At 71.1% G+C, this 23,341-nt stretch carries 22 protein-coding genes and 1 tRNA gene; 8 read left to right on the forward strand and 15 right to left on the reverse strand.

Annotation, left to right across the window (positions count from 1 at the left end; genetic code table 11):
- Positions 1-135: 135 nt before the first annotated feature.
- Positions 136-4,170: a ThuA domain-containing protein gene (locus tag TNCT6_RS02350; RefSeq protein ID WP_141356052.1), complete on the forward strand. Its 4,035-nt coding sequence runs from the start codon at positions 136-138 to the stop codon at positions 4,168-4,170.
- Positions 4,171-4,266: 96 nt separating this feature from the next.
- Here the strand turns inward: TNCT6_RS02350 and TNCT6_RS02355 are convergent, their stop codons facing one another.
- Positions 4,267-4,605 carry a GNAT family N-acetyltransferase gene (locus TNCT6_RS02355; RefSeq protein WP_141356054.1) on the reverse strand — a complete coding sequence of 113 codons (339 nt, stop codon included), beginning with the start codon at positions 4,603-4,605 and terminating at the stop codon, positions 4,267-4,269.
- A gap of 40 nt (positions 4,606-4,645) precedes the next feature.
- On the reverse strand, positions 4,646-5,635 hold the full coding sequence (locus tag TNCT6_RS02360) for a pirin family protein (protein WP_141356056.1): 990 nt from the start codon (positions 5,633-5,635) through the stop codon (positions 4,646-4,648).
- Between the two features lie 136 nt (positions 5,636-5,771).
- On the opposite strand from TNCT6_RS02360, the gene TNCT6_RS02365 reads away from it, so the two are divergent.
- Positions 5,772-6,251: a carboxymuconolactone decarboxylase family protein gene (locus TNCT6_RS02365; RefSeq protein ID WP_141356058.1), complete on the forward strand. Its 480-nt coding sequence runs from the start codon at positions 5,772-5,774 to the stop codon at positions 6,249-6,251.
- 21 nt (positions 6,252-6,272) lie between these two features.
- On the opposite strand, the gene TNCT6_RS02370 is transcribed toward TNCT6_RS02365, so the two are convergent.
- The 6 genes from TNCT6_RS02370 to TNCT6_RS02395 form a co-directional block, all read right to left on the reverse strand.
- Positions 6,273-7,295, reverse strand: a complete 1,023-nt coding sequence (locus TNCT6_RS02370; protein ID WP_141356060.1) for an acetamidase/formamidase family protein — start codon at positions 7,293-7,295, stop codon at positions 6,273-6,275.
- Positions 7,296-7,346: 51 nt separating this feature from the next.
- A complete protein-coding gene (locus TNCT6_RS02375; protein ID WP_141356062.1) occupies positions 7,347-8,768 on the reverse strand; it encodes an APC family permease in 1,422 nt (473 codons plus the stop codon).
- 285 nt (positions 8,769-9,053) lie between these two features.
- A tRNA-Pro gene (locus TNCT6_RS02380) sits at positions 9,054-9,127 on the reverse strand.
- 75 nt (positions 9,128-9,202) lie between these two features.
- A complete protein-coding gene (locus TNCT6_RS02385; RefSeq protein ID WP_141356064.1) occupies positions 9,203-9,838 on the reverse strand; it encodes an SRPBCC family protein in 636 nt (211 codons plus the stop codon).
- Positions 9,835-10,197, reverse strand: a complete 363-nt coding sequence (locus TNCT6_RS02390; RefSeq protein WP_141356066.1) for a helix-turn-helix transcriptional regulator — start codon at positions 10,195-10,197, stop codon at positions 9,835-9,837. The genes TNCT6_RS02385 and TNCT6_RS02390 overlap by 4 nt, the downstream gene beginning before the upstream one ends.
- Positions 10,198-10,277: 80 nt before the next feature.
- On the reverse strand, positions 10,278-10,802 hold the full coding sequence (locus tag TNCT6_RS02395; RefSeq protein ID WP_141356068.1) for a MarR family winged helix-turn-helix transcriptional regulator: 525 nt from the start codon (positions 10,800-10,802) through the stop codon (positions 10,278-10,280).
- A 239-nt stretch (positions 10,803-11,041) separates the two neighbouring features.
- Here TNCT6_RS02395 and TNCT6_RS02400 point away from each other — a divergent pair, with 239 nt between their 5' ends.
- Positions 11,042-11,479 carry an SH3 domain-containing protein gene (locus TNCT6_RS02400; RefSeq protein WP_141356070.1) on the forward strand — a complete coding sequence of 146 codons (438 nt, stop codon included), beginning with the start codon at positions 11,042-11,044 and terminating at the stop codon, positions 11,477-11,479.
- A 163-nt stretch (positions 11,480-11,642) separates the two neighbouring features.
- Complete coding sequence (locus TNCT6_RS02405) at positions 11,643-12,500, forward strand: XRE family transcriptional regulator (protein WP_141356072.1); 858 nt, start codon at positions 11,643-11,645, stop codon at positions 12,498-12,500.
- Positions 12,501-12,523: 23 nt separating this feature from the next.
- Here TNCT6_RS02405 and TNCT6_RS02410 read toward each other — a convergent pair whose 3' ends face one another.
- From TNCT6_RS02410 to TNCT6_RS02435, 6 genes are all read right to left on the reverse strand, one after another.
- Positions 12,524-13,849 (reverse strand): aromatic acid/H+ symport family MFS transporter, encoded by a 1,326-nt coding sequence (locus tag TNCT6_RS02410; RefSeq protein ID WP_141356074.1) that lies wholly within the window; start codon positions 13,847-13,849, stop codon positions 12,524-12,526.
- A gap of 174 nt (positions 13,850-14,023) precedes the next feature.
- The gene (locus TNCT6_RS02415) at positions 14,024-14,974 is read right to left on the reverse strand and encodes a catechol 2,3-dioxygenase (RefSeq protein WP_141356076.1); all 951 of its coding nucleotides are present in this window, start codon (positions 14,972-14,974) and stop codon (positions 14,024-14,026) included.
- Positions 14,955-16,097: a 4-oxalomesaconate tautomerase gene (locus TNCT6_RS02420; RefSeq protein ID WP_141356078.1), complete on the reverse strand. Its 1,143-nt coding sequence runs from the start codon at positions 16,095-16,097 to the stop codon at positions 14,955-14,957. The genes TNCT6_RS02415 and TNCT6_RS02420 overlap by 20 nt, the downstream gene beginning before the upstream one ends.
- Positions 16,094-16,804 (reverse strand): 4-carboxy-4-hydroxy-2-oxoadipate aldolase/oxaloacetate decarboxylase, encoded by a 711-nt coding sequence (locus tag TNCT6_RS02425; protein WP_141356080.1) that lies wholly within the window; start codon positions 16,802-16,804, stop codon positions 16,094-16,096. Before TNCT6_RS02425 ends, TNCT6_RS02420 begins: the two co-directional genes overlap by 4 nt.
- Positions 16,801-17,592 (reverse strand): PIG-L deacetylase family protein, encoded by a 792-nt coding sequence (locus TNCT6_RS02430; protein WP_141356082.1) that lies wholly within the window; start codon positions 17,590-17,592, stop codon positions 16,801-16,803. Before TNCT6_RS02430 ends, TNCT6_RS02425 begins: the two co-directional genes overlap by 4 nt.
- A gap of 96 nt (positions 17,593-17,688) precedes the next feature.
- Positions 17,689-18,339: a GntR family transcriptional regulator gene (locus tag TNCT6_RS02435; protein WP_141356084.1), complete on the reverse strand. Its 651-nt coding sequence runs from the start codon at positions 18,337-18,339 to the stop codon at positions 17,689-17,691.
- Positions 18,340-18,569: 230 nt separating this feature from the next.
- On the opposite strand from TNCT6_RS02435, the gene TNCT6_RS02440 reads away from it, so the two are divergent.
- Complete coding sequence (locus TNCT6_RS02440) at positions 18,570-18,914, forward strand: cupin domain-containing protein (RefSeq protein ID WP_141356086.1); 345 nt, start codon at positions 18,570-18,572, stop codon at positions 18,912-18,914.
- 15 nt (positions 18,915-18,929) lie between these two features.
- Here TNCT6_RS02440 and TNCT6_RS02445 read toward each other — a convergent pair whose 3' ends face one another.
- Positions 18,930-19,964 (reverse strand): LacI family DNA-binding transcriptional regulator, encoded by a 1,035-nt coding sequence (locus TNCT6_RS02445; RefSeq protein ID WP_141356088.1) that lies wholly within the window; start codon positions 19,962-19,964, stop codon positions 18,930-18,932.
- Between the two features lie 269 nt (positions 19,965-20,233).
- Here TNCT6_RS02445 and TNCT6_RS02450 point away from each other — a divergent pair, with 269 nt between their 5' ends.
- The 3 genes from TNCT6_RS02450 to TNCT6_RS02460 all read left to right on the forward strand — a co-directional run bounded on the left by TNCT6_RS02450 (position 20,234) and on the right by TNCT6_RS02460 (position 23,297).
- Entirely contained in the window at positions 20,234-21,409 is a 1,176-nt protein-coding gene (locus TNCT6_RS02450; protein WP_141356090.1) for a phytanoyl-CoA dioxygenase family protein, read from the forward strand.
- Positions 21,410-21,417: 8 nt separating this feature from the next.
- On the forward strand, positions 21,418-22,218 hold the full coding sequence (locus tag TNCT6_RS02455) for an SDR family oxidoreductase (RefSeq protein WP_141356092.1): 801 nt from the start codon (positions 21,418-21,420) through the stop codon (positions 22,216-22,218).
- A gap of 74 nt (positions 22,219-22,292) precedes the next feature.
- Positions 22,293-23,297: a Gfo/Idh/MocA family oxidoreductase gene (locus TNCT6_RS02460; RefSeq protein ID WP_141356094.1), complete on the forward strand. Its 1,005-nt coding sequence runs from the start codon at positions 22,293-22,295 to the stop codon at positions 23,295-23,297.
- The last annotated feature ends 44 nt before the right edge of the window (positions 23,298-23,341 follow it).

Consider the following 23,341-nt stretch of genomic DNA (forward strand, 5'->3'; position numbering starts at 1 on the left):
ACCCGTCCTTCCCGGGCATCGTGACCGCCCGCCGAGATCCGCCTCACCCGGCGCACGCCGGGTGAGGCGTCCGCGGCAGCCCTCGCTCCATCCCCTGATCACTCTTCCGTTGTCGGATCGAGTCAAGGAGCAAGCATGGGCAAGAGAGACCGGTTCGCCCTCTCACGACGAAGCGGAGCGCCGCCGTCGCGTCCCGCGCGGGCCTCTGGTCACGCGTGGTCCTGGCGCCGCGCCGTCGTCCTGCTGTCCAGCGCCGCGCTGACCGTGGGACTTGCCACGCTGCCGGCCGTGGAGGCGAACGCACAGCCGCCGTCCGGGACCGCCCAGGACGCCGGCGCCGAGAGCCAGGTGAACGTCCTGGTCTTCCACGGACCGGCCGCCAAGCAGGACGACCCCGTGAAGAAGGCCGCGGCGGCGATCGGGAACCTCGGCGAGAAGAACGGGTTCAAGGTCGTCGAGTCCGAGGACGCGGGTGTGTTCACCACCGCGAGCCTCGCCAAGTACCGAGGGGTGGTGTTCCTGTCGGCCGACGGCGTGACCCTCAACGCCGACCAGGAATCCGCGTTCCAGTCGTACATCAAGAACGGCGGCGGCTTCGTCGGTGTCCACGACGCCGCCCGGGCGCAGTCCGACTCCTCCTGGTTCACCGGGCTGATCGGCACCCGGCCCGCCCTGGGCCTGCCCGACGCCGAGAAGGTCGTCGAGAGCGCGGTCAACTCGGACAACCCGCCGAGCGAGACCAAGGACAAGCTGTTCGACGGCAAGGACGACACCAAGTGGCTGGCCCGTACGCCGACCGCCTGGGTCACCATGAAGCTGGACAAGCCGGTCGCGGTGGTCAACTACGCTCTGACCTCCGCCAACGACTACCAGGGGCGGGACCCGAAGGACTGGAAGCTCCAGGGTTCGCAGGACGGCCAGAACTGGACGACCCTGGACACCCGGAGCGGCGAGACCTTCCCGTCGCGGTTCCAGACCAGGCAGTTCCAGTTCACCAACACACAGGCCTACCAGCACTACCGGCTGGACATCACCGCGAACAGCGGTGAGCCGCTGACCCAGCTGGCCGAGCTGCGGCTGTTCAACGCCAACCCGACGCCTCCGCAGGCCTCCAAGGTCCAGCAGGCCGTGGTCGACGTGACGGACCGCCAGCACCCGGCCAACGAGGGCCTGCCGCTCAACTGGACCCGCTCCGACCAGTGGATCAACTGGGACCCGAACCCGGTCGGCAAGGTCCACACCATCGCCCAGGTCGAGGAGTGGAAGTACAAGCCGGGAGCAGGCTCCAACGGCGCGTTCCACCCGATCTCGTGGTGCCGTGACTACGACGGCGGCCGGTCCTTCTACACCGGCATGGGCCGCACCGAGGAGAGCTACACCACCGACACGAAGTTCCAGAGCCACCTCCTCGGCGCCATCCAGTGGACCACCGGTATGGTCCGCGGCGACTGCCAGGCGACCATCGCCTCCAACTACAAGACCGAGCGGCTGACGGCCCAGAACCAGGCGGGGCAGCTCGACCAGATCGGTGAGCCGCACGGTCTCACCATGGCCCCCGACGGCAAGGCCTTCTACATCGGCAAGGCCGCCTGCCCGTCCGGCCCGATCGCCGACTGGAACGACCCCAAGGTCGGCCTGGGCTGCGGCACCATCCACCAGTGGGACCCCAAGACCCAGAAGGTCAAGCTGCTCACCACGCTCGACGTGATGGGCAACCGGGGCAGCGGTAGCGAACTGGTCAAGAACGAAGAGGGCCTCGTCGGCATCACCCTCGACCCGAAGTTCGAGAAGAACGGGTGGATCTACATCTACTGGATGCCGCACGAGTCGATCGACCGCGACAAGCGGATCGGCCAGCGGACGGTCTCCCGGCTGACCTACGACTTCGCGTCCGAGTCCATCGACCAGGGCACCCGCAAGGACCTGCTGCACTGGGACACCCAGATCCACAGCTGCTGCCACGCCGGTGGCGGCATGTCCTTCGACAAGGACGGCAACCTCTACATCGGCTCCGGCGACAACAACTCCTCCGAGGGCTCCAGCGGCTACTCCGGTAACAACTGGACCCAGGACTACAAGGGCGTCTCCTTCCAGGACGCGCGCCGCACCTCCGGCAACACCAACGACCTCAACGGCAAGATCATCCGCATCCACCCCGAGTCCGACGGCACCTACACCATCCCCAAGGGCAACCTCTTCGCGCCGGGCACGGCCAAGACCCGCCCGGAGATCTACGTGATGGGTGTCCGCAACATCGCGCGGCTCTCCATCGACCCGGTGCACAACTGGCTGAACGCCGGCTGGGTCGGTCCGGACGCGGGAGCCTCCAACCCGGAGCTGGGCCCGGCCAAGTACGAGACGGCCACGGTCATCACCTCCGCGGGCAACCAGGGCTGGCCGTACTGCATGGGCAACCGGCAGCCCTACCGTGACCGCAGCAGCACCGACGCCAGCGTCCTCACCGGCTGGTACGACTGCGACCACCTCAAGAACGAGTCGCCGCGCAACACCGGCCTGGTGGACATCCCGCCGGCCCGCGACAACATGATCTGGTACTCGCCCCAGGGCGGCGGGCCGGTCTTCCCCGAGCGCTCCGACGGCAGCGGCGTCCCCAGCTACGTCGACAGCGAGGCCACCTACACCCAGCCGTACCTCAAGGGCGGCGGCCAGGCCATCATGTCCGGTCCGACCTACCACCGCTCCCAGGTGGACACCAAGAGCGGTGTCGCCTGGCCGGCGTACTGGGAGGACAAGTGGTTCATCGGTGACGAGTCCAACGCCAACAACCGGGTCGCGGTGACCCTCGACCCCGACCACATCAAGGACCAGGGCGCGCCGGCCTTCGGTGAGGACGTGCGCAGCATCATCGCGCCCGGCAGCGGCGCCACCCAGCTGCAGAGCTGGATGGATGCCAAGTTCGGTCCCGACGGTGCCCTGTACATGCTCGACTACGCGGGCGGCTTCTTCAGCCTGCACAACAACCAGAAGCTCATCCGCATCTCCTACCAGGGCGGCCCGGCCACCCCGAAGCCGCAGGACGCGGGGGCGCGGGTCATCACCCAGAGCAAGCCGAAGGCGGTGGCGTTCTCCAGCGCCAAGACCGGCGGTGTGGCCTGGGAGTGGGACTTCGGCGACGGCAGCAAGCCCTCGCACGAGGCCAACCCGACGCACACGTACGCCGACTACGGCACGTACCACGCGAAGCTGACGGTCACCTACGCCAACGGCGAGAAGGCCACCGCGACGCTCGACGCCAAGGCCGGCTGCCCGGCTCCCGACGCCCGGCCGACCGTCCAGCTGCTGGACACCGACACGGGCGTCACCAACCACAAGGCCGGAGGCGGCTGCACCGTCAACGACCTGATCGACGACGAGGCCTCCTGGTCGAACCACGGCGAGTTCGTCAGCCACGTCAACTCCGTGGTCAACGACCTCCGCAAGGAGGGCGTCCTCGACAACCAGGAGTCGGCGGCGATCAGCAAGGCGGCGGCGAAGTCCGAGATCGGCAAGGTCGCCGGGTACAAGTCCATCTTCGACGGAACCGCGGCGAGTCTGTCCGACTGGCGGCAGGCGGGTGCGGGTTCGTTCTCGGTCCAGCCTGACGGCACCATGCGCAGCACCGGCGGCATGGGCATGCTGTGGTACGCCAAGGAGGAGTTGAAGGACTTCTCGGTCAGGCTCCAGTTCCGGGACGTGGCTCCGGGTACCGCCAACACCAACAGCGGAGTCTTCGTCCGGTTCCCGGACCCGCGGACACCGCTGGCGGAGCGCCCGGCCGGCAGTTGCGGGACGGTGGGCTCGGCCCGTACCGCCCCCGAGTGGGTCGCGATCTACTGCGGCCATGAGATCCAGATCTACGACGGGGCCACGGGCGAGGTCCAGAAGACCGGTTCCGTCTACAACTTCAAACCGCTCGGCCTGGACAAGGCGGGGGTGACCCCGAAGGGCCAGTGGAACGACTACGAGGTGCGTGCGGTCGGGCAGCACTACACGATCATCCGCAACGGCGTGGTGATCAACGAGTTCGACAACACGCCCGGCAAGTCGTCGTCCCGTGCGGGTGACCCGCCCACGGACCTGCGTCAGTTCCTCAGCGGGTACATCGGGCTGCAGAACCACAGCAACACCGATCTGACCGAGTTCCGCAACATCCGGGTACGAAGCCTGTAGCCGGACAGTAGAAGGAGCCGGGCTCGGGGCGGTCGCCCCGGGCCCGGCTCTTCCTTTTCCCGCTTCCGCGTCGGCCGGTTCGAAGCGTGCGAGCGGTCAGCCCAGCTGGGTGTCCAGCCACTGCAGGACGTCGGGGGTCACGGGGTCGGTGATGTCGGCGAACTCCTCGTGCCTCTTCAGGAACTTGGCCACGTACGGACAGACGGGCACGATCCGCTTTCCGGACTCGCGTACGTCGGTGAGCGCCTCCTGGACCAGCTGGGAGGCGAGGCCCTGTCCGGCGAAGGCGTCGTCGATCTCGGTGTGGTGGAAGACGCGCTGTTCACCGCGGTCGCGGTAGGCGGTCAGTCCGGCGCGCTTGCCGTCGACCAGGATTTCGTAGCGGTGCTTCGCGTCCGCCCGCTGGACGGTCGCAGCGGTGGAGGGCTGGCTCATCGGATGCCTCTCGTCTGGGGTCGGTGACACGTCGAACGGATCAGTGGCGCGGTGGATTCCTGCGCGGCGTGATGACGGCGTTCGGCAGTGCGGGGGCGGGAAGCCGGTCTCCCGGGTACCCCTCGACCACGCCGAAGCGATCGGAGGAGTTCTGCCATGCGTCACGGGCCTTGGCGATGTCCTCGTGGCTGCGCCCGATGAAGTTCCACCACATGACGATCTCCTCCTCGAACGGGGTTCCGCCGAGCAGGACCGTCCGTGCGATGTCGTCCGACTCGTTCGTCAGCGTCAGCGCGTCGACGCCCGGATGGGCGTAGCCCATCTCCGCGGGAGCCACCAGGGTGCCGGCCAGGCGTACCTCTCCCTGGTCGACCAGGAGGCCGTGCTCGAAGCCGGGGTCCACGGCGAGCGTGAGGGCAGCGCGCGGCTGGAGGACGATCTCGGCGCCGAGCAGGGGCGTGAAGGTCCGCACCGGGGAGGCGTGGCCGGCCAGGGAGCCCAGGAAGACCCTGATCTCGGCCCGGTCGATCCGCGCGGGCTCGGGTACGTAGTGCTGGAAGTCCCGTGCGGCGTCGCGGTGCTCCCCCGGCAGCGCCACCCACAGCTGGACTCCGTGCAGGACGGTGGTCCGCGGGGTGGAGACCTCCGAGTGGCAGATGCCGTACCCGCCGGTCATGAGGTTCAGCTCGCCGGGTCGTACGTAGGCGTGGCTGCCCAGGCTGTCCCGGTGCTCGATCTCCCCGCTGAACAGCCAGCTCACCGTCTGGAGCCCGGTGTGCGGATGCGGGGCGACGTCCATGCCGCCCGTCACCGAGACGTCGTCGGGGCCGTAGTGATCGGCGAAGCACCAGGCGCCGATCAGGGTCCGGGTGCGCTGCGGCAGGGTCCGCCGCACGGTCATCGCCCGGGGGCCGCCGAGGGGCACGTCCCGCGCGGTCAGGACGTCGACCCGGGCCGCCTCGGTCGGCCGCTCGCCGTCCGCCGGCCCGCCGCACCGCACTTCCATGGGTTTCGTCTCGGCGTTGCTCACCGTGGACCGCCTCTCCCAAGAATCGTTTTACATTCAACTATCATGCCGCGATAATAGGTCGGCGACACCGGCAGGTACACACGACACGACACACCACACGACAAGGGAGCCGCACAGGCCCCGGAGGAGTCCCAGGTTGAGCACCCACACGACGGAGTCCGCGGACCGGCGGATCTTCATCGACAAGCAGAGCCCCACTGCCTACCGCGCGCTCGTCCAGACCGCGGAAGCGGTCCGTACGGTCGCCGCCGAGGCGGGGCTCGACCGGACGCTCGTGGAACTGGTCAACCTGCGTGTGTCGCAGATCAACGGCTGCGCCTACTGCCTCAACGTACACACCAGGGCGGCCGTGCGGGCGGGCGAGACCACACAGCGGATCGGGGTGCTGGCGGCCTGGCGGGACACCGAGCTGTTCACCCCCGACGAGCGCGCGGCGCTCGCGCTCGCGGAGGCGACCACCGACCCCGGTGACGCGGCGCTTCAGGAGGCCGCGTACGACACGGCCCGCGAGGTGCTCACCGACGACCAGATCTCCGCCGTGATCTGGGCGGCGGTCACCATCAACGCGTTCAACCGGGTCTCGATCATGAGCAGGCATCCGGTGCGGCCGCAGTAGACGGCCCCTGGACGGGGCGGCTCAGCGCTGCCGCAGGTATTCCGCGCCCAGCGCCCGCAACCGGTCGTGGACCCCGGTGTAGGCGCGGGCGCCGCCGAGGATCCGCTTGGGCAGCTTGGCGACCATCGTGTACTGGGTGTCGCAGACGTTCGCCGCCGGTGCCAGCCCGGCCTGGCTGACCAGCTGGTAGGCGTCCAGCTGGTCGAGCCCCAGCAGATCCGCCGTCCACTGCACCAGATCGTGCTGGCTGATCCGGAAGGCGTCCTCCAGGGGGCGCGCGTGGCCCGTGCTCAGCAGGAAGTCGTCGTTCTCCAGCCGCGGCACCGCGGGCGCGCCGCCCTTGACGAGATCCACGGCCACGACCGTGTTCATGGCGGTCTCCACAGCGGTCCCGCACACCTCGCCCTCACCCTGCCGGGCGTGGCCGTCCCCGATGGCGAGCATCGCGCCCTCGACGTTGACCCCGAAGTACACGGTGGTTCCGGCGCGCAGCTCGGGTGTGTCCATGTTGCCGCCGTGCACACCCGGCGAGATGGACATCAGCCGTTCGCCCGCGGCGGGGGCGACGCCGACCGTGCCGTGCATCGGATCCAGCGGCAGGTCCACCGCGAAGTCACTGCGGCGGGCCTCGAACCGGCAGGTGCCGGCCTTGGCGTCGATGGCGTACAGCCAGACCCGCTCCTCCAGCGCCGGATGCAGCATGGCGGTGGTATGGGTGGCGGTCAGCGCGCCGAAGTGCGGGAAGGTGCTGGACACGCCCCAGTCACGGGCCGGGGAGATGTCCACGAAGTGCACCGCCAGCGCGTCGCCGGGTTCGGCGCCGGCGACGGCGATGGGACCGGTGACCGGGTTCAGGTAGGGGAAGGTGCACACCTGGCTGGGCAGGTCGGCCGTTGCGCGTACCCGGCCGCCGAAGCAGTCCTCGGTGGTCAGCTCCACGATGCTGCCGGGCGGCACCGTCACGACGGGCGACCCGCCGCCGAAGGAGTAGGCGTACCGGTCCGGGTCCGTGGGGATGCTGATCACCTGGGCGAGCGTGTTCAATGCGACTCCTTGCCTGCGGGGTGTACGGGATGCGGCGTGGGCGAGCGGCGCCTATCCGTCGCGCGGCGGTGTCGCCGCCGGCTCGTCCGTGGTCTCCATGACGGCCAGGCGCGGTCGGCGACCGGTCAGCAGCAGCCCGGCCAGTACCGCCGCACCGACGCCCAGCCAGACGAACCCCAGTCGCTGCGCGGCGATGTCGGCGTTGAACACGACGTAGGCCAGGATGGCGAAGCCGATGGCGGGCGCGATCAGATGCCGCCAGTAGTCACGGCTGCGCCGGCGGATCAGGTAGTGGACGACCACGGACACGTGCAGGACCAGGAAGGTCGTCAGCGCACCGAAGTTGATCAGAGTGCTCAGCAGAGTCACGCCGTCGTCGCGGGAGTTCATGTAGAGGCCCAGCACCAGCGAGACGGCGGCCGTGAGCAGGGTCGCGTTGACCGGAACCCGGTGCCGTGGGTGAACCCTGGCCAGGAAAGAGGGCAGTTGCCGGTCCCGTGCCATCGCGTAGAGCAGTCGGGAGGTGGCGGCCTGGGCCACCAGCGAGTTGGCGAAGCCCCAGGCCACGGCGGTGGCCGCGGCGGTCAGGGTGGCCAGCCACTCGCCGGAGGCCACGCGGGCCGCGTCGTAGAAGGCGGTGCCGTCGGGGTCGCCCCGGTCGATGAGCTTGTCCGGGTCGGGCACCAGCAGGGAGGCCAGCCAGGTCTGGACGATGAACAGGGCGCCGGCCAGCAGCAGCGCCGCCACCATCGAACGACCGATGGCGCGGGCGGATTCCTTGTTCTCCTCGGCCAGCATCGAGATGCCGTCGAACCCGAGGAAGCTCAGCACGGCGATGGAGACGGCGCCGAAGACCAGCCCCCAGGAGAAGGTCCCGCCGTTGTAGACCGCGGTGAAGTCGAAACCGCGGCCCTTGCCCCGGGCGAGCGCGATCACGCCGATCACCACGAAGGCCGCCAGCACGACGAGTTCGGCCAGCAGCATCACCTTGTTGACCCGCGCGGTCATCCGGATGCCCGCGTAGTTGACCGCGGTGTTGAGTACCACGAAGCCCAGCAGCCAGAGCCACACCGGGACGGCCGGGACCAGCGAGTTCATGGCGATCCCGGCGATCAGGTACAGCAGTCCGGGCACCAGCACGTAGTCGAGGAGGATCATCCAGCCGGAGAGGAACCCGACGGGAGCCGCGATGCCCCGTCCGGCGTACGCGTAGACCGAGCCGGACATGGGGAACGCCCGGGCCATCTGCGCGTACGACAGCGCGGTGAACATCATCGCCACCATGCCGATCGCGTAGGTCAGGGCGACCATGCCGCCGGAGCCCTGGAAGACGCTGCCGAAGATCCCGAAGGGCGCGATGGGCACCATGAAGACCAGCCCGTAGACCAGCAGGTCGCGGAAGGTCAGGGAGCGGTGGAGTTCTTGCCGGTAGCCGTAGTTCTGGAGCGAGTCGGGAGGCGGATGTTCGGCCATCGCGTTCTCCTCACTGCTGGGTGCCGGAACTGCGGGGAGAGCGTAGGGCCAGTCGGTTCCGGACGGAAGCGTTACGGTGGGGACGGGCCGGTCGGTCGCGCCCCGGCCGCGTGGCCACCGCTCATGGGCGAGGGCGAACCGAAGAGCGCCCCGGGTGATGGTCCCCAACAGGCCGTGCGCGCCCGGCCCAGTCACGTGCGCTGCTCGCCACATGGTCCCCAGGAACGATCGAGGGGCCTTCTCAGATGTCTTCTGAAAAGGCCCCTGACCGGCGACTTCGCAAAGTCGGGACGACAGGATTTGAACCTGCGACCCCTTGACCCCCAGTCAAGTGCGCTACCAAGCTGCGCCACGTCCCGGTGCGTTCGTGCGGGGATCCGCCCGAACGCGCAGGTGAACCTTACCTTACGCGGGCGGGTGCGGCCGATTTCCGGCTATCCCTCCGCCCCCGTGTAGGCGGCGGTGGTGCGGTCGGCGGCCTCGCGTGCGCGGGCCGGGTCCTCGCCGCTCGCGACGTTGGCCGCGTACCACCCCTCGCTGCTCGCGGCGACGAATCGACGGCCCTCCTCGGAGCCCATCCAGGCCATGGCCTCGCGGGAGTCGACCGGAGCGCCGCTCGACAGGTGGAGGGTCAGACCGATGAGCATCATGTCCCAGCCGACCCCGACCGCGCCGGGGCCGAACTCGCCCCACTTGGTGTCGTCGATGTGGAAGAGGTGGTCCAGCTCGAAGCGCGTGCCGCCGCCGTCCCGCGGGGTCAGGCGCAGCTCGATCCAACTGGTCTCGCCGCCGTACTCCCAGGTCGCGGCGAAGCCCTTGGGCGGGTCGCAGCGTTCGATCGTGCCGCCGGCGTTGCCTTCGAGCTGGTAGTGGCCGTCCAGGCGGAGTTCGCCGGTGACGGGGAGGAACCAGCGCGGGATGCGCTCGGGGTTGGTGCAGGCGTCCCAGACGTCGTCGAGGGGGGCGTCGTAGGACTGGCTCACGGTGACCACACGGGCCTCGGCCGCCTTGAAGACGCGGCGGCCGACCTGGCGGTCCACGGCGTTGATCTGATGGGTCACGTCGATCATGGGGTGCTCCTCGGGGGGTCGTCGGCACCGCGCAGCCGGCGTTCGCGCCTGCCGCGGGCCAGCTCGGTGGCCAGCGCGTCCAGGGGCTGGGCCCAGAAGCCGCGGAACCGGTCGAGCCAGGCGTCGACGTCCCTGAGCGGTGCGGAGTTCACCGCGTACAGCCGCCGGGCGCCCTCGGGGCGGACGGTCGCGAAGCCGTTCTCCCGCAGCACCTTCAGATGCTGCGACACCGCGGGCTGCGAGATCCCGAACTCCGCCGTGACGGCGTCGCAGACGGCGCCGGAGGTCTTCTCGCCGTCGGCGAGCAGTTCCAGTATCCGCCGCCGGACGGGGTCGCCGAGGACGTCGAACGCGTGCATGGCCGCCAACGTATCACCCACCACTTATATAAGTCACCACTGATACGCCATCCGGCGCGGCCCCGGAGCCCGGCAGACCCTCAGCGCGTGCGCCGGGCCGCCTCTGCGGCCTCGTGTTCACCCTCGACATCCTTGGCGTAGACGAGGAAGTCGTCGACCATGCGGTGGAAGAGCGCCGCGAGGCGGCGCAGGTCCTCCGGGGACCAGTCGGCCAGGGCGAGCTGCATACCCCGGGCCCCGACCTCCCGGATGCGGGAGATGGCGTCCTTACCGAGGTCGGTGAGCCGGATGCGCTGGGCACGACGGTCGTCGGGGTCGGGAATCCGGATCACATGGCCGGAGCGCTCCAACTGCTGCACCGTGCGCGTGACGTGGGAGGCCTCAACGCCCAGACGGTTGGCCAGCTCCCCCGGCCGCTGCGGCTCGCAGTCGGCGATCTGGCGCAGCAGGGCGACCGCCGCCCGGTCCAGCGGCACCCCGGCCAGACTCATCAGCCTCTCGTGCTGCCGGGCCCGTGTCCCCAGGTAGGTGATGCGCATCAGGGCGCGCTCGATCTCGGCCACTTCGGGCGAGACGGGTCCGGTGGGCAACGATGGAGTGACCATACCCGCAACTTTACCATATCATTGCCTTACTCAAGTAATTTGCTGCGACCTTGGAACGCAGTACGGCGACGTGTACGCGGAGCCGTCTTCCCGACCGGTCACGCCCCGGGCCCCGTCCCCGGGGACGGCTGGGACGTCCCCGGGGACGCGGGGACGGCATCCCGGAGGCGTGGCGCGGAAACGCTGGGCGGCATGCGATCACGACGCGTGATCGCAGGAACGACAGCCCGGAGGTTTCCATGATCCGACGGACCCTCACCAGCGGTGTGCTGGCCGCGGTCGCGACGCTCGCGCTCGTGCCCACGGCGGCCGACGCCGCCCCGGCCCACCCCGGCTCACGCCCGGCCGTGTCGGCGCTCGCCCCGCACCTGCTTCCCCCGATGCTGCCCGAGCCCGCCCAGCCGGCGCGTCACGTCAACCGCTGGGCGACGCACCACCGTTCGATCCACTCCCTCGGACGCGTGGTCACGCACCGCCGGGCACTGAACGTCCGCTCCGGCCCCAGCACCCGGTACCGGGTGGTCGGCGTCCGGCACTCACACCGTCTGGTGGCGCTGAAGTGCCGGACGCACGGGTCATGGGTGGGCGGCACCCGGCAGTGGTACCGCCTCGCGCACGCACGGGGTTACGTCTCCGCGCACTACGTCCGGGTACGGAGCACCCTGCCGTGGTGCTGACGCGCCGTCACGCACGTACGCGGTGACCGGCCGGGCCCGTCCAGGAGCAGCACGCTCCCGGACGGGCCGTCCGTTCGAGGTGTGTCGGTGCCCTCAGCCCGGGAAACCATCCCGACAACCGGGGCGAAACGCCCAAAGCGGGAGTGGAGTCGGGAGCAGCAGCATGCGGCAACCCCAAGGAACGGCAGCATCAACCGGGCAGTTGACGACAGCCCTGCGCGAGCTGCGGGACCGTACGGGTCTGAGCCTGGCGGCCCTGGCCGCGCGCACTCCGTACAGCAAGTCCGCCTGGCACCGCTATCTGACCGGGGCCAAGCACCCGCCCCGGTCGGCCGTGGAGGCGCTCGCCCGGCTCGCGGGCGCCGATCCGGTCCCGGCGCTGGCCCTGTGGGACGCCGTCGGCGAGTCGCCTTCCGTGGCCGCCGAGCCCGATCCCGGGCCTGATTCCGATCCCGGACCGGATCCCGGACACAAGTCCGGAGCCGAGCCCATCCCCCGTCCCGAGGCCGAGTGCGCGTCCGAGCCGGCGAATCCGTTCAGGGCGCGGCTGAGACGCCTGCCGCTGCTGACGGCCCTCGCCCTGCCCGCCGCGGCCACCGCGGTGGCCGCGGGCCTCCTCACGCCCTCCCCCGGCAGGCCACCGGGCGCCCGGGTGGTGATGGCGTCGCCACGCTGTCACAGCGCCTCCTGTCAGGGCGAGTTGCCCGATGCCTCGTCCTGTGCCGGGGACGCGCGCACCCAGAGCGCCGTGGCGGGCGCGACGTACACCGTGTGGCTGCGGTACTCGCCCTCCTGCCGTACCGCCTGGTCCCAGGTGCGGGTACGGGGCGCGGTCGCCCGGGAGATCTCCGTACGGGTGGGCGGGAACGTTCTGTCGGCCACCTACGCCGCCGCCGACGCCAGCGGCGACACGAGCCCCATGATCAGCGTCTCCTCCCCGCGGGGTGTGGAGGCCTGCGCCGAGGTCGAGGGGAAGCTGGCCTGCACCGGCCTGGACCCCGACGCGCCGGACCACCCGTGACGCCCACGGAAAGGGCGGGAGTGTCAGCTCGCGGCCAGGAGGTCCTGGCGGGGGCTGCTCTGCGCGGGGTCCTTCCGGCTCCGCAGGGCCGCGATGCCGATGAAGACCGTGGAGGAGACGCCGGCCAGCGCGAAGGCCGTGAAACCCCAGTCGCCGCGGTCGGCGGCCAGCAACTGGCCGCCGAGCCAGGGGCCGAAGACGGCGCCGAAGCGGCCCATGCCGGAGGTCCAGCCGACGGCGGTGGCGCGGTTTCCGGCGTTGGAGCGGATGGAGACCGTGGCGTAGATCATGGTCTGCGCGCTGTTGAGGAACACACCGGTGAGGAACACCACCGTGAACGTCAGCGCCGGCGGCATGTGGACGCTGAGCAGGAAGACCCCGGCGGCGGTCAGCGCGAACCAGATCGCCGAGATGCGCGGGGCGCCGAAGCGGTCGGAGGCGCGGCCGGCGACGAGCATGCCCACGATGCCGCCGAGGTTGAACAGGACCACGAAGGTGAGCGCGGAGCCCAGGTTGTAGCCCTCGCCGCGCATCAGGGTGGGCAGCCAGGTGGCGACGCCGTAGACGAGGAGCAGACCGCCGAAGGAGGCCAGCCAGTACAGCAGGGTCTGGATCCACTCGCCGCCGCGGAAGAGGCCGGCCAGGGCGGCCCAGCGGTCGGCGCCCTCCTTGCGGGCGGGCGCCGCGGGCAGCTCCACCGCGTAGCGGGCGGCCAGTTCACGGGCCTCGTCGGCGCGGCCCTTGGCGACGAGGAAGCTCAGCGACTCCGGCATGGCCTTGGCGAGCACCGGCACGAACAGCAGCGGGGCCACGCAGACCCAGAACGCGGCGCGCCAGCCGACGGGCTCCACGAGCCACTTGGCCACGTAGGCGGAGAGGATGCCCCCGGCGTGGTGAGCGGTCATCAGGGCGCCGACGGTGAGGGCGCCGCGGCCGCCCCGGGCGTAGTCCGTGACCATGCTGATCGCGGTGGGCAGCAGACCGCCGAGACCGACGCCCGCGATGGTCCGGCCGAGACCGAACACCGTGACGCTGCCGGAGACCGCGCACAGGCCGGAGGCCAGGGAGAAGAGCGCGACACAGGCGACCATGAGCTTCTTGCGGCCGATCCGGTCGGCGACCGTGCCCGAGGTCAGCGCGCCGACGAGCATGCCGAAGGTGGCGTAGCTGCCGAGGTCGCCGGCCTGGCCGGGGGTGATCCCGAGGGCCTTCTGCTCCAGCATGTGCGGCAGCACCGAGCCGTAGATGAACATGTCGAGGCCGTCGAAGAGCACGGCCAGCCAGCACAGACCGACGACCAGCGCGGCCAGTCTGCTGCCGCGCCCGGACAGAGCGGTGGAGGAGGACATCGTTGCTACCTCTCGTACGTGGGTGCGCTAGACGCTAAGGAGCCCCGAAAAAAGAGTCAACGTTTTTGTCAACAATCTCAGCAACAATCAGGGCGCGTGGTCCGCGGGCTGTGGCCTCGGAACCGAAGGAGGGCCGCACACCACCGTGTGCGGCCCTCGCTCGTCCCTTCCGTCTCAGCCGACGGGGGGTGTTCCGTGGGTGTGGAAGGACTCGATGGTCCGCAGGCCCCAGGCCTGCCCCTTGGCCCGGTCGGCCTCGGTCCAGGTGATCAGCGGCCAGTCCGGCGCCAGCACCAGCCGGGTGAGCGGGTTGCACAACTCGACGCGGTTGCCGCCCGGTTCGTAGACGTAGAGGAAGAACGTCTGCTGGATGGCGTGCTTGTGCGGACCGGTCTCGATGAACACTCCGCTGTCGATGGCGAGATCGGCGGCGCGCAGGATGTCCTCACGGGTGTCGGTGGCGAAGGCGATGTGGTGCAGCCGGCCGCTGGAACCCGTCCAGTCCTCGGTATAGACGACGTCGTACGACTTGTCGGTGAAGGTCAGCCAACGGGCCGCGATCCTGCCGGAGTCCAGCCGTATCTGCTCGGTGGGCCGGGCACCCAGCACCCGCTGCTGGAACTCGGCGTTGGCGAGCACGTCGGCGGCGAGGAAGTTGACGTGGTCCAGACGGCGCACGCCCACGCCCCGGTTGGGCTTGGCCTGGGGCTGGTTCTTCAGCGCGGGCTTCAGCTCGCCGGGGGCCCGATGGTGCTCGCTCTCCCAGTAGAGCGCGTGCTCGTGCCCGTCGGGGTCGGTGGTGACGTACAGCCTGCCGAGTCCGGGTTCGTCCTCGGTCCAGCGGCCGGGGCGGCCCGTCTCCTCGATCGCCTTCACCCGGCGCTGGAGGGCTTCCTCGCTGGACGTCCGCAGGGCGAGCCGGCCGAGACCGGGCTGGTCGCGGGCGGTGAGCACCAGGCTGTGGTGCTCGTAGTCGTCGAAGGTGCGCAGGTGGACGGTGTCGCCGTGCCGCTCGTTGACGGTGAGCCCGAGGTAGTCGGTGAAGAAGGCGACGCTGGCGTCCAGGTCCGGGGTGAACAGCTGGGCGTGGCCGATATGGGCGATGTCACGAAGGGGCGGAGCCATCGTTGCCTCCAGGGGTTCGTGCGGGGGCGGGGGTGGGGGCGGCGGGAAGGACACCGGCCGGCCGGGGGAAGACGGTGCCGTCGAAGATCTTGCGCGCGGTGCGCACCACGGCGGTGCGGCGGGCGACGGGAGGGGCGTCACCGGCGCCGGGTACGACGTCGGTGTCGACCTCCAGCAATCCGGTGGGGTGTTCGATGCGCATACGGTGGCCCTCGGCGGGCGGCCGTGCGATGCCCTCGGCCACGCTGCCGGGGAGGGCGAGTCCCGCCGCCACGCTCGCGGCGCCGAGGACGCCGATGGAGGTGTGGCAGCGCACCGGGATGAAGGTCCGGGTCGTCACGGCACCGCCGTTCCGGGGCGGCGCCAGCAGGCTCAGTTTGGGCACGGTCGCGGACTCGACGTCGCCGAGGCCCATGAGCGGGCCGGCTGCCAGCCGGATCTCCCGCAGCCGGTCGGCCAGTTGCCGGTCCTCCTCCAGTTCCGCCGGATCCTCGTAGCCGGTGACCTTCAGCGCGGTGGCGGGGATCAGCACGGTCGGCATGCCGTTGTCCACGCACGTCACGTCCGTACCGGCGATCGTGTCCCGGACCCGGCCGGTGGGCAGCAGCGGGCGGCCGGCGGCCGGGAACTCGATCATCACCGGAGCGGCGGTGCCAGGTACCCCGGAGATCGCGGCGCGGCCGGTGTGGTCGACGCGCCCGCCGGGGGTGGGAAAGGTCGCGACCGCCGACTCCCCGGTGTTGCGCATCCGGATCCGTACCGAGGTCTCGCCGTCCCCGGGAGGCACGAGTCCTCGCTCGACGGCGAACGGCCCGACTCCGGCGAGGATGTTGCCGCAGTTCTGGCGGTCCGTCACCTCAGCTCGGTCGACGGCCACTTGGAGGAAGAGGTAGTCCACGTCCGCCGCGGGGTCGGCGGAGGCGGAGACCACGGCGACCTTGCTGGTGAGCGGATGGCCGCCGCCGAGACCGTCGATCTGGCGCGGGTCGGGACTCCCCATGATCCGCAGCAGCAGGTCGTCGCGGGCGGCGGGGTCGGTGGGCAGGTCCTCGGCCAGGAAGTACGCGCCCTTGGAGGTGCCGCCGCGCAGGAGCGCGCAGCGGACCCCCTCGGCTCCGGTCACTCCCCGGCTCCGTCCCGCACATGGTCGTCGTACGCCTGCCAGGTCACGCCCAGTTGCGCGAGGTTGTCGCGCAACCCGTAGCGGTCCAAGCCGAGTTGGCCGTCCAGGAAGGCGGCCCGGGCGGCGGCCTCCTTGGCCTCCCTCACCTCGGACGCCGCGACCGTCCGCCGGGCCTTCTCACGCGCCACGACCACCACGCCGTCGTCGTCGGCGAGGATCACGTCGCCGGGCCGGACCACCTGACCGCCGATCGCCACGGGGACGTTGACCGAGCCGCCGGTCGCCTTCACGGTGCCCTGCGCGTACACGGCGGCGGCCCAGGCGGGGAAGCCCATCCCGCGCAGCTCGGCGACGTCCCGGACCCCCGCGTCGATGACCAGGCCGCGCACCCCGCGCCGCTTCAGCGCGGTCGCGAACAGCTCGCCGAACATGCCGTCGGTGGAGGGCGAGGTGGTGGCGACGACCAGGATGTCGCCCTCGCCGCACTGCTCGACGGCGGCGTGGATCATGAGATTGTCGCCGGGCCAGGACAGCACGGTCACGGCGGTGCCGGCCACCCGTACGCCGTCCTGGACCGGGCGCAGGCGCCCCGGCAGCAGACCGGTACGGCCCATGGCCTCGTGGACGGTGGCCACACCGTACCCGGCGAGCGCCCGTACGTCCTCGGCGTCGGCCTTCGGAGGGTTGGTGACGATCACGCCGCTCATGCCAGCTCCTTCGTGACCTGCGGGTAGGGGCGCATGTAGGCCTCGGCCATGGTCTTGTGCGGAAGGCCGAGGTTGGGGCCGGCGTTGCGCTTGAGCTGGACGCCGCGGCGGACGGCGAGGTCGGTGTAGTAGTCCCACAGGTGCCGCTGGGCGCCCAGGCACTCCATCGCCTCGCGTTTGGTCTCCCACACCTCGGTGATGTCCAGCAGCACTTCGGGCCTGAAGCCGCTCATCTCCGGCTGGTGCGGCTCGAAGTAGAAGACGGGCGGGGCACCGATGATCTCGCCGGGGCCGGGGTAGCCGATGGCCTGCGCGAGTACACGGGCCTCCAGCGCCATGCGGTTGGCGGCCGGATGGTCACCGTTGTACGGGTCCTCCACCGGGTGGGTGAGGACCACGTCGGGCTGGGTCTCACGGTGAACAGCGACGAGCCGGTCGGTCAACTCGGGCGTGGGAACGAGGGGGTAGTCGCCGGCGTCGAAGTAGAGGATGCCGGCGCCGAGCGCGGCCGCGGCCTGCTCGGCCTCCGCGCGCCGTATCTCCTTGATCTCCTCCAGGTTCCTCCCCTCGCGCCAGGCCTTGGCCGACTCGCCGCGCTCGCCGAAGGTCAGGCACGCGATGGTGACCTTCTCACCGCGCGCGGCGGCCAGGGCGATCGCTCCGCCCGCCCGCCACACGAAGTCCCCGGCGTGCGCGGTGACGACGAGTGTCGATCGTGGCCGGGACCGGTGTCGCCCCTGGTCCAGCGAAGTCGAGGGCTGGGGCGAGGGCGCGCCTGGATGCGTCATTGCTCATACTCCGTGCCGTGGTGGACAGGTGTGCGCCCACGGCTCGCCGCCGTACGCGCGGCGCACGGTCGCGCGACCTCCCTGCCGGGCGACGCGTCAGTCGCGCAACGCGTCGATCACGCTGGTGAGGTGGGCGCGGACGGCCGCCTCGGCCGCCTGCGGGTCCCTGGCCCCGATCGCCTCGATCATGGCCAGGTGCTCACTCAGGGACTGCTGTGGACGTCCCGGCCGCAGCGCCAGCTGAAAGCGGTGCCGCACCAGTTGCGCGTTGAGCCGTTCCAGCAGTTCCACGGCCGTGCGCTGGCCGGAGAACTCCCGGATGCGGGCGTGCAGTTCGTGGTTGAGATCGGAGTAGGTGACCGGCTCGCCCTCCTTCACGGCCTTCTCCATCGCCGCGCCGAGGTCCACGAGTTCGGCCAGCTGCTCGTCGCTCGCCGCGACGGCCGCCTTGGCCGCGCACAGCCCTTCGAGGACCATGCGGCACTCGGTGATGGCGACCGCTTCCTCCACGGTCACCACCCGTACCCGCGAACCCCGGTTGCGGATCCGCTCGACCAGGCCCTGAGCCTCCAGATCGATCAGCGCCGCGCGGATGCTGGCCCGTGTCACACCGAACTGCTCGGCGAGTTCGTTCTCCACCAGCCGCTGAGCCGGTGCCATCTCGCCGTGCAGGATCGCCTGCCGCAGCCGCGTGAGCGCATGCTGCTTGGCCTGCTCCCCGCTGCTCGGACGGGCTTGGTTCGGCATCGTGCCCTCCCTGAGTGAGTGCGTCTCGAACCTAAATCTAGCGAGACAAGATTGTCAACAATTTTGTTGGTCATACTGCCCGCGCGCACCTGCCCCCTGTGCCTGCCCGCCAAGGCCCGCTCGCACCTGCCGGGCTTCCCGCGGGAAGCGACGAAGTGTCCGTGGGCCGGGGCCGATCCCCCACACTCTGTCCACGTTCCCGTGCCGTCCGCCCCGGCTAGGGTCACGGCATGACGCACAGTTTCGTTCTGCACGTTCCCGACGCCGACCTCGAGCCCGAGCCGCTCGACCCCGAGCAGATCGTCTCCGGGACGCCCGAGGTGACCGGCAAGGTGGTCTGGGAGTCGGCCGACGGCCGGCAGATCCGCGGGATCTGGCAGATCACCCCCGGGGTCGTCACCGACGTCGAGGCGGACGAGTTGTTCGTGGTGATCAGCGGCTCGGCGACCATCGAGGTCGAAGGCGGGGCGACCCTGCACGTCGGCCCCGGCGACATGGCGGTACTGCGCGAGGGCGACCGCACGAAGTGGACGGTGCACGAGACGCTGCGCAAGGCGTACGCGATCAACCTGTGAGGCACGTCGCGGGGTTCAGCCGGCCACCGGGTGCGGCGGCATGTTGTACGGGGTCACCACCTGGATCGCCGACGGAAGCGTCGGTCCCGCGGGCGGCAGGGCCCCGTGGGCCCGCATCACCAGGTGGCAGGCCTCCCGCATGTCCTGCCGCAGGTCGTGGTGGAGCACGGCGGACAGGCGGTGCTCGCGCAGCAGACGGGTGTTGTCCTGGTCGAGGTCGTGCGCGATGAACACCGCGCACTCGTGGCCGAGGTCCGCGAAGGCCCGCAGGGTGGCGATGTTGCCGCCGCCGATCGAGTAGACCGCGCGGATCTGCGGGTCGCGCTCCAGGGCGGCCCGCACGAGGTCGTACTGCGTGGCGTCCAGTCCCTGCCCCTCGGCGATCTCCACCAGCGCCCGCCCGGGGTGGCGGGCGCGCATGGCACCGCGGAAGCCCATCTCGCGTTCCTCCTCGTTGCGGAAGAAGCCGCTGCTGAGGCTGGTGAGCACATTGCCGGGCCGGTTGCCCAGCCACTGGCCCATCAGGTACGCGGCCGTCGCGCCCGCCGCCCGGTTGTCGCTGCCGACGTAGCCGAGCCGGGCGCTGGCGGGCAGGTCGGTGACCAGGGTGACGACCGGGATGCCCGCCGCCACCAGCCGGCCGACCGCCGCGCTGACCTCGGGGACGTCCGGGGCCTTGAGGATCACGCCCTGCGAGCCGCGCCGCGCGATCCGGTCGAGTACGGCGATCTGCTCGCGCACCGGACCGGTCTCGCGGAAGTGGAAGCGGGAACGCACCACGGCCGGGTGCAGGGACGGCAGTTCGGCCTCCAGGGCGGCCCGTACGGCGGTGCTGAACCGCTCGGGTGCCTGCATCACGATGTCGACCATGAAGGTGCGGCCCACCAGCCGGACCTGGGTGCGCTGCCGGTCGAGGTCGGCGATGGCCCGGTGCACCTCCCGCGCGGTGCTCTCCCGCACCCCGCCTCGGCCGTTGAGCACCCGGTCGACGGTGGCCTCGCTCAGCCCTGCCTGACGTGCTATCTCGCGGATCGGGAAGGGGTGGCCCATGCGGCAGGCTCCTTGGGAGGTTCCCTGAGGGGTTTTTGATGGCTCACTGCTGGTTGTTCGAGGTGTTTGTACTGACAAGAATGGCAGGACGCGACGGCCCTCGTGGCCGGGTCCGCCGACGACCGTCCCCGTGACCGAGTCCGCCCGTCACCGTCCCCGAGTCCGCCCATGACCGTCCCCGTCACCGAGCCCGCCCGACGACCGTTCCTCGGCCGCGTCGCCCGACGACCGTTCCTCGGCCGCGTCGCCCGACGACCGAAAGGACGACGATGTCCTCCACCCCCGTACACCGCCGCGTCCGGCTGTCCGAGCAGGACTGCGACCTCGACTCCTTCCGCGCGCTCGTCGAGCGGGCGACCGATGCCGCCGACTACCCGCACGCCTCGTCGGTGGTCCACGACGTCCTCGTCTACGACGCCGAGCGGCTGCGCGGGCCCGCCGACCCCGCCGCCCGCGACGCCCTGCGGGCCGAACTGGTCCACGCCCTGGACGAGGGCCCCGGCATCGTGGTGTTCCGGGGCGCCTTCCCCGACACCTCGGTGGTCGACCGGGCCACCGCCGTCTTCCGCGCCCTGATCGCCGAGCAACGCGCCTCGGGCGCGGGCGCCGGGGACCACTTCGCCAAGCCGGGCGCCAACGACCGGGTGTGGAACGCCCTGGAGAAGGCGGCGCTGCACGACCCGGAGACGTTCGCCGACTACTACGCGAACGACGTCCTGGCGCTGGTCGGCGAGGCCTGGCTGGGCCCCGGCTACCAGGTCACCTCGCAGATCAACGTGGTCAACCCGGGCGGCGCGGCCCAGACGGCGCACCGCGACTACCACCTGGGGTTCCTGGCCAACGAGGTCGCCGCCGCCTACCCGGCGCACGTCCACCGGCTCTCCCCCGTGCTGACCCTCCAGGGCGCGGTCGCGCACTGCGACATGCCCGTGGAGTCCGGTCCGACGATGTACCTGCCGTACTCGCAGCGGTACGAGCCGGGGTACCTCGCGTGGCGACTGCCCGCGTTCCAGGCCTACTTCGAGGACCACCACGTGCAACTGCCGCTGGCCAAGGGGGACGCCGTCTTCTTCAACCCGGCGCTCTTCCACGCCGCCGGGACGAACCGGTCGGCGGACGTCCGGCGCATGGCCAACCTGCTCCAGGTCTCCTCCGCCTTCGGGCGGGCGATGGAGACCGTGGACCGCGAGGCCGTCGCGGGCGCCGTCTTCCCGGTGCTGCTCAAGCGCAAGGCGGAGGGTGCCGACGCCGCATGGCTGGACCGCGTCGTCGCCGCGAGCGCCGAGGGCTACCCGTTCCCCACCAACCTCGACAGCGATCCGCCGGTCGGCGGTCTGGCGCCGCCCTCGCAGGCGGACCTCGTACGGCGGGCGGTGCGCGAGGAGTGGACACCGGACGCGCTCCGCGCGGAGCTGCGGGCCGCCGCCGGGCGACGCGAGAGCTGAGGAGAGTCATGGGATTTCTCGACGGATCCACGAACGGTCTGCTGCACGGCAAGGTCGTCCTCGTCAACGGCGGCAGCCAGGGTGTGGGGGCCGCGATCGCGCGAGCCGCCGTCCGTGAGGGCGCCGTGGTCGCCGTGACCGGGCGGCGGACCGAGCCGGGCGAGGACCTGGTGGCGGAGCTGACGGCCGCCGGGGGCAAGGCGATGTTCGTCCGGGCCGACCTGGCCGACGCGGAGCAGGCCAGGGGGTCGGTGGCGCGGGTGGTCTCCGCGTACGGACGGATCGACTGCCTGGTGAACTCCGCGGGGCTGACCTCGCGCGGCACGCTCCTCGACACCACGCCCGAGCTGTTCGACGCGCACATCGCGGTCAACCTCAAGGGGCCGTTCTTCGCGATGCAGGCGGCGGTGGCAGACATGGTGGCCCGCGGGGCACCGGGCACGGTCGTCAACATCATCACGTCCTCGGCGCACGGCGGACAGCCGTTCCTGGCGCCGTACGTCGCCGCCAAGGCCGGCCTGGCCGGGCTCACCCGCAACGCCGCGCACGCCCACCGCTTCGACCGGGTGCGGATCAACGGCCTGAACATCGGCTGGACCGCGACCGAGGGCGAGGACGCCACCCAGCGTGCCTTCCACGGCGCCGGTGACGACTGGCGGGAGCGGGCCGGAGAGCGGCTGCCGATGGGCAGGCTCGGCCGGCCCGACGAGATCGCCGACTTCGTGGTCCTGCTGCTGTCCGAGCGGTCCGGCGTGGTCACCGGATCCGTGATCGACTGGGACCAGAACGTGCTCGGCGGACTGGACTGACGTACTGCCGCACCACTCGCGCGACCACGCCCCCCGCCACGCACGACCCACGCACCAAAGGAGCATCAGCCCCCATGCGTATCGGAATCCTCGGCCTCGGCCGGATCGGCGCCTTCCACGCCGAGACCCTCTCCGGACTCGACACGGTCGAGTCGCTCGTCCTCGCCGACCCGTTCACGGACGCCGCCAAGACCGCCGCCGAGCGGTTCGGGGCGGAGGTGGCCGACTCGGCCGAGGCGGTCCTGGCCGCCGGGGTGGACGGCGTCGTCGTGGCCGCCGCGACCGACGCCCACCCGGCGCTGATCCTCGCCGCCGTCGACGCCGGTGTCCCCGTCTTCTGCGAGAAGCCGGTGGCCCGCACCATGACGGAGGGCGTCGAGGTCCTCAAGGCGGTCCAGGGCAGCGGTGTGCCCGTGCAGATCGGCTACAACCGCCGCTTCGACGCCGGTTTCGCCGCCGCACGGGCCGCCGTGCGGGCGGGCGAGCTGGGCAGGCTGCACACCGTGCGGTCCACCACGCTCGACCCGGCGCCGCCGCCGGCCGCGTACATCGCCGCCTCCGGCGGGATCTTCCGGGACTGCTCGGTGCACGACTTCGACATCATCCGCTGGGTGACCGGGCGGGAGGTGACCGAGGTGTACGCCGTCGGCGGCAACCGGGGCGCCGACTACATCAGGGAGGCGGGCGACGCCGACACCACGGGCGCGGTGCTCACCCTGGACGACGGAACGATCGCGGTGGTCTCCAACAGCCGCCACAACGCCCGCGGTTACGACGTCCGCATGGAGCTGCACGGCTTCGAGGACTCGATCGCCGTCGGTCTGGACGACAAACTGCCGCTGCGCTCCGTCGAACCCGGGGTGAGCTTCCCCGCCGGCACCCCGCACGACTTCTTCATGGACCGCTTCACCGCCGCCTACCGCGCCGAACTCACCGCGTTCACCGAGGTCGTGGCCGGCCGGCTGCCCTCCCCGTGCACGGTCGCCGACGCCCTGGAGGCCGGCTGGATCGCCGAGGCCTGCGCCCTGTCCCTCCACGAACACCGCCCGGTCCGCATCGATGAGGTACGCACCATCTGACCCACCGGGACGAGACCGCCGACGTGGACTCCATGGCCCCGGCG

Origin of the sequence: Streptomyces sp. 6-11-2, from assembly GCF_006540305.1 — a bacterium.
Classification (GTDB): domain Bacteria; phylum Actinomycetota; class Actinomycetes; order Streptomycetales; family Streptomycetaceae; genus Streptomyces.

What these genes read in the sequence shown, in the direction of transcription:
- TNCT6_RS02390 (WP_141356066.1), bottom strand. Translation starts at nt 10,197, where the DNA reads ATGCACGCGTTCGACGTCCTCGGCGACCCCGTCCGGCGGCGGATACTG.
- TNCT6_RS02350 (WP_141356052.1), top strand. Translation starts at nt 136, where the DNA reads ATGGGCAAGAGAGACCGGTTCGCCCTCTCACGACGAAGCGGAGCGCCG.
- TNCT6_RS02435 (WP_141356084.1), bottom strand. Translation starts at nt 18,339, where the DNA reads ATGCCGAACCAAGCCCGTCCGAGCAGCGGGGAGCAGGCCAAGCAGCAT.
- TNCT6_RS02395 (WP_141356068.1), bottom strand. Translation starts at nt 10,802, where the DNA reads ATGGTCACTCCATCGTTGCCCACCGGACCCGTCTCGCCCGAAGTGGCC.
- TNCT6_RS02410 (WP_141356074.1), bottom strand. Translation starts at nt 13,849, where the DNA reads ATGTCCTCCTCCACCGCTCTGTCCGGGCGCGGCAGCAGACTGGCCGCG.
- TNCT6_RS02430 (WP_141356082.1), bottom strand. Translation starts at nt 17,592, where the DNA reads ATGACGCATCCAGGCGCGCCCTCGCCCCAGCCCTCGACTTCGCTGGAC.
- TNCT6_RS02455 (WP_141356092.1), top strand. Translation starts at nt 21,418, where the DNA reads ATGGGATTTCTCGACGGATCCACGAACGGTCTGCTGCACGGCAAGGTC.
- TNCT6_RS02385 (WP_141356064.1), bottom strand. Translation starts at nt 9,838, where the DNA reads ATGATCGACGTGACCCATCAGATCAACGCCGTGGACCGCCAGGTCGGC.
- TNCT6_RS02425 (WP_141356080.1), bottom strand. Translation starts at nt 16,804, where the DNA reads ATGAGCGGCGTGATCGTCACCAACCCTCCGAAGGCCGACGCCGAGGAC.
- TNCT6_RS02400 (WP_141356070.1), top strand. Translation starts at nt 11,042, where the DNA reads ATGATCCGACGGACCCTCACCAGCGGTGTGCTGGCCGCGGTCGCGACG.
- TNCT6_RS02440 (WP_141356086.1), top strand. Translation starts at nt 18,570, where the DNA reads ATGACGCACAGTTTCGTTCTGCACGTTCCCGACGCCGACCTCGAGCCC.
- TNCT6_RS02405 (WP_141356072.1), top strand. Translation starts at nt 11,643, where the DNA reads ATGCGGCAACCCCAAGGAACGGCAGCATCAACCGGGCAGTTGACGACA.
- TNCT6_RS02450 (WP_141356090.1), top strand. Translation starts at nt 20,234, where the DNA reads ATGTCCTCCACCCCCGTACACCGCCGCGTCCGGCTGTCCGAGCAGGAC.
- TNCT6_RS02355 (WP_141356054.1), bottom strand. Translation starts at nt 4,605, where the DNA reads ATGAGCCAGCCCTCCACCGCTGCGACCGTCCAGCGGGCGGACGCGAAG.
- TNCT6_RS02445 (WP_141356088.1), bottom strand. Translation starts at nt 19,964, where the DNA reads ATGGGCCACCCCTTCCCGATCCGCGAGATAGCACGTCAGGCAGGGCTG.
- TNCT6_RS02415 (WP_141356076.1), bottom strand. Translation starts at nt 14,974, where the DNA reads ATGGCTCCGCCCCTTCGTGACATCGCCCATATCGGCCACGCCCAGCTG.
- TNCT6_RS02460 (WP_141356094.1), top strand. Translation starts at nt 22,293, where the DNA reads ATGCGTATCGGAATCCTCGGCCTCGGCCGGATCGGCGCCTTCCACGCC.
- TNCT6_RS02375 (WP_141356062.1), bottom strand. Translation starts at nt 8,768, where the DNA reads ATGGCCGAACATCCGCCTCCCGACTCGCTCCAGAACTACGGCTACCGG.